Raw genomic sequence first — 3,719 nt, 5'->3', positions numbered from 1 at the left:
GCGCGGACGCCCTCGCCGCCTCCCTCGGCGACTGGCAGCGCAGGCTGACCGCACGGGGAGTCGCCATGCTCCACGCGGCCACCCACGTCAGCCGCTATCTGACACTGCTGGACCTCCCGACCCGGCCGTCCACCGTCTCGGCACCTTCCTCCGCCGACCCGCAGCACGCCTGACGTCGCACGTCAATGAGGGCCTCCCCTTGGATCGGGGCGCGCAGAGGTCTTTGTGCTGAAGGAAGTTGACGCGTTCTCAAAAACGTCACCGAACCGCCCCCTTCCCTTTACACACGGACTGACCCGTCCATGCCAATCTCTCGATTACCCACACAGTCAACCCGCGTAGAACGAGACTCCCCGAACCACCCCTCGTTCCACGCGGCCCTCTGGGAAGGGACAACCCCTCATGCCTGCTGCGCGGATACGCAGTTGGAAGACGGTCGCGCTCGCGACGTCGGCCGTGCTCGCCGGTCTCGTCCTGCCGGCGGCCACCGCCGCCCCCGCCTCGGCGACGACGACGGCGTACGACGACACGTACTACGCGAACGCGGTCGGCAAGACCGGCACGGCGCTCAAGTCCTCGCTGCACACGATCATCAGCGACCAGACGTCCATCTCGTACTCGGCGGTCTGGAACGCGCTGAAGGTCACCGACCAGGACCCCAACAACAGCAGCAACGTGAAGCTGCTGTACAGCGGCATCTCCCGCAGCAAGTCCCTCAACGGCGGCAACACCGGCAACTGGAACCGCGAGCACGTGTGGGCCCAGTCCCACGGCGACTTCGGCACCTCCGCCGGTCCCGGCACCGACCTGCACCACCTGCGCGCCGAGGACGTCCAGGTCAACGCCCGGCGCGGCAACCTCGACTTCGACAACGGCGGCAGCACCTTCACCAACAGCGGCGGCAGCCTCATCGACTCGAACTCCTTCGAGCCGCGCGACGCGGTCAAGGGTGACGTGGCCCGCATGATCCTCTACATGGCCGTCCGCTACGAAGGGGACGACGGCTGGCCCAACCTGGAGCCCAACGACGCCGTCGACAACGGCGGCACCCGCTTCCACGGCCGGCTCTCCGTACTGAAGGCCTGGAACGACGAGGACCCGCCGGACGCGTGGGAAGAGCGCCGCAACGACCTCATCTACTCCAACTACCAGGGCAACCGGAACCCGTTCATCGACCACCCGGAGTGGGTCGAGGCGATCTGGTAGCGGCGGATCCGTACCGCACGGGCTCCCGGCCGGCGATCGGCCGGGAGCCCGTCGTGCTGCCGGGGGCCTCGGGGGCGGTACGCCCAGCCGTTCACCCGACCAGTTCGACGGTGAGGTGCGCCGACAGCGCCCGCAGGAAGTCGGCCGCGTCGAAGGCCGCCCCGGCGGAGACGACACCCTTCGCGCGGGTCCGCCCCGTGAGGACGCGGTCCACCGCCTCCACCGCGAGGGGCGCGCTGACGGCGTAGATGTCCTGGCCGCGGGCCACGGCCCGCCGCTCCACCCCGCCGGAGCGGACGACGGCGTCGACGAGGAAGGTCTGCTCGGACCGCCCCCGCTCGTCGGACGCGGTGGGGGCCGGGGTCTCCGGGTCCGCCAGTTCACCGGCGGCCTCGACGGTCATGTACGTGGTCACGTCGGGGACGGACAGATGGCTGGGCACGGTGACGATGTCGGCCATGCTGAACTCGCCGATGACGGCCCTGGTGCCCATCGGCTCGGGGAAGGACCACTTCAGGCCGGGCGCGGCGTCGTCCCGGTACTCCAGCCCGCCGTTCGCGTAGCGCACCCGGCGGCCGTCCCTGCGCTCCCGGGAGACGGCGCCCGCCTCGCGGGTCCCTGCCGTGGGGTGCCAGCCGCTCAGCCCGTACGCGATGTGCGCCTCGTCGGCCGCCGTCCAGTCCCCCATCGCCGCCGTGACGAGCAGGTCGCCGAGGCCGCCGTAGAAGGCCATCGCCGGGACGATCAGAGCCCCGGCGGCACGGGCCCGTTCGGTGAAGTGGGCGAAGGTGTCGACGTTGGCCTCGATCTCGGCGGCCACGTCCACGTACGGGATCCCGGCGCGCAGGGCCGCCTCGATCACCGGGGCGGCGGTCACCGCGAAGGGCCCGGCGCAGTTGATCACCGCGTCCGCGCCCGCCAGCGCGCGGTCGAGGGAGGCCGCGTCGTCGACCGAGGCCGTCCGGGCGTCGAGCGCCGGTCCCGGCTCGGCGGCCGCGAACGCCCGCAGCTTGCCGGCGTCCCGCCCCACCGCCACCGGGTGGAAGCCACGCGCCCGCAACTCCGCCACCACGAACCGCCCGGTGTGCCCGTACGCGCCGAAGACCGCCACCGTGCGCCGCTTCGACCCTGTCGCCGTACCCATCGTCTCTCCCACCGTTCGTCGCCGTCGCCGTACGCGAAAAGCCCCACGTGGCAACGGCGTTCGGTCATCACGCCGATCCGTCGTTCCGTCGGTCGTGATGTGTTCCGTCGTTCCGTGGTGACCATCCTGGCGAGGGTGACGGCCTCCTGGTGAGTGTCCGGAACGACATGCCGCGTACAATTCCGGACATGGTTTCTCTCGCGCTGGCCGTCACCGAGGGCATGCTGCACTTCGAACTGTCCGTGGCGTACGAGATCTTCGGGTCCGTCCCGGACGGCGTCCCCGGCCCCTGGTACGACGTCTCGGTCTGCGGACCGGACGCGGTGCGGGTCGGCCGGTTCCGGTTGGAACCCGACCACGGACTGGACCGACTCCCCCACGCGGACACGGTGATCGTGCCCGGCTGGGCCGACGTCGACGTGGAGCCGCCCGCCGCCCTGGTCGACGCGGTGCGCGCTGCCCACGAGGCGGGCGCGAGGGTGGCCTCGCTGTGCACGGGCGCGTTCGTGCTGGCCGCCGCCGGCCTGCTGGACGGCAGACGGGCGACCACGCACTGGGCCCACACCGACGTCCTGGCCGCCCGCCACCCGGAGGTGGAGGTCGACCCGGACGTGCTGTACGTGGACAACGGCAGCGTGCTCACGTCCGCGGGCAAGGCCGCCGCGCTGGACCTCTGTCTGCATCTGGTGCGCCTGGACCACGGTTCGGCGGTCGCCAACACCGCCGCCCGGCGGCTGGTCGTACCGCCGCACCGGGCGGGTGGCCAGGCCCAGTTCGTCACGGCTCCGGTGCCCGCGCGGGACGACCATCCGCTGGGCGCGCTGCTCCCCTGGGTGCTGGAACGCCTCGACCAGCCGCTGACCGTGGAGGACCTGGCGCGCAGGGCGAACATGAGCGCCCGTCACCTGGGCCGCCACTTCCGGGCGGCGACCGGCACCACCCCGTTGCAGTGGCTGCTGACCCAACGCATCCGGCGAGCCCAGGAGTTGCTGGAGGCCACCGACGACGGCGTGGACGCCATCGCGGAGGCCACCGGCATGGGTACGGCGACGACCCTCCGGCGGCACTTCAACCGCACGGTCGGAGTACCGCCGGACACGTACCGCCGCACCTTCCGCGCCCGCTCGGCCGAGACGGCCGGGTGATCCGGGGGAGCGGAGGCCGCACGTGCTCGGGCCGCCGCCCCTGCCCGGACCACGCGGCCGAGTCGCTCGCGCCCCAGCGCTTGCGCCCCAGCCGCTGCGCCCGGCCTGCTCGTTGCCGGCCCGCTCCTACCAGGGGGCCACCCGCCCCAAGCCCGCTCACATGGCCCGCTCGCGCCCAGCCCGCCGTACCCAAGCAGCTCGCGCCCAGCCCGCCGTACCCAAGC

General features: G+C 72.4%; 3 protein-coding genes. 2 read left to right on the top strand and 1 reads right to left on the bottom strand.

What is annotated here, in order from left to right; translation table 11 throughout:
• The first annotated feature begins 402 nt into the window (after positions 1 to 402).
• Positions 403 to 1,206 (top strand): endonuclease I family protein, encoded by an 804-nt coding sequence (locus tag AOK15_RS40750; RefSeq protein ID WP_055524255.1) that lies wholly within the window; start codon positions 403 to 405, stop codon positions 1,204 to 1,206.
• 91 nt (positions 1,207 to 1,297) lie between these two features.
• On the opposite strand, the gene AOK15_RS40745 is transcribed toward AOK15_RS40750, so the two are convergent.
• The gene (locus AOK15_RS40745) at positions 1,298 to 2,350 is read right to left on the bottom strand and encodes a saccharopine dehydrogenase family protein (RefSeq protein ID WP_055524253.1); all 1,053 of its coding nucleotides are present in this window, start codon (positions 2,348 to 2,350) and stop codon (positions 1,298 to 1,300) included.
• 188 nt (positions 2,351 to 2,538) lie between these two features.
• Between AOK15_RS40745 and AOK15_RS40740 the strand changes: the two genes are divergently transcribed.
• Complete coding sequence (locus tag AOK15_RS40740; RefSeq protein WP_055524251.1) at positions 2,539 to 3,495, top strand: helix-turn-helix domain-containing protein; 957 nt, start codon at positions 2,539 to 2,541, stop codon at positions 3,493 to 3,495.
• The last annotated feature ends 224 nt before the right edge of the window (positions 3,496 to 3,719 follow it).

Origin of the sequence: Streptomyces ossamyceticus (assembly GCF_001418475.1) — a bacterium.
In the GTDB taxonomy this organism is placed as follows: Bacteria; Actinomycetota; Actinomycetes; order Streptomycetales; family Streptomycetaceae; genus Streptomyces; species Streptomyces ossamyceticus.
Note: the sequence above shows the minus strand (reverse complement) of the source record. Positions and strands in the feature narration are given on the sequence as shown.

Coding starts and splice junctions, on each gene's coding strand:
- AOK15_RS40745 (WP_055524253.1), bottom strand. CDS start 2,350: ATGGGTACGGCGACAGGGTCGAAGCGGCGCACGGTGGCGGTCTTCGGC.
- AOK15_RS40740 (WP_055524251.1), top strand. CDS start 2,539: ATGGTTTCTCTCGCGCTGGCCGTCACCGAGGGCATGCTGCACTTCGAA.
- AOK15_RS40750 (WP_055524255.1), top strand. CDS start 403: ATGCCTGCTGCGCGGATACGCAGTTGGAAGACGGTCGCGCTCGCGACG.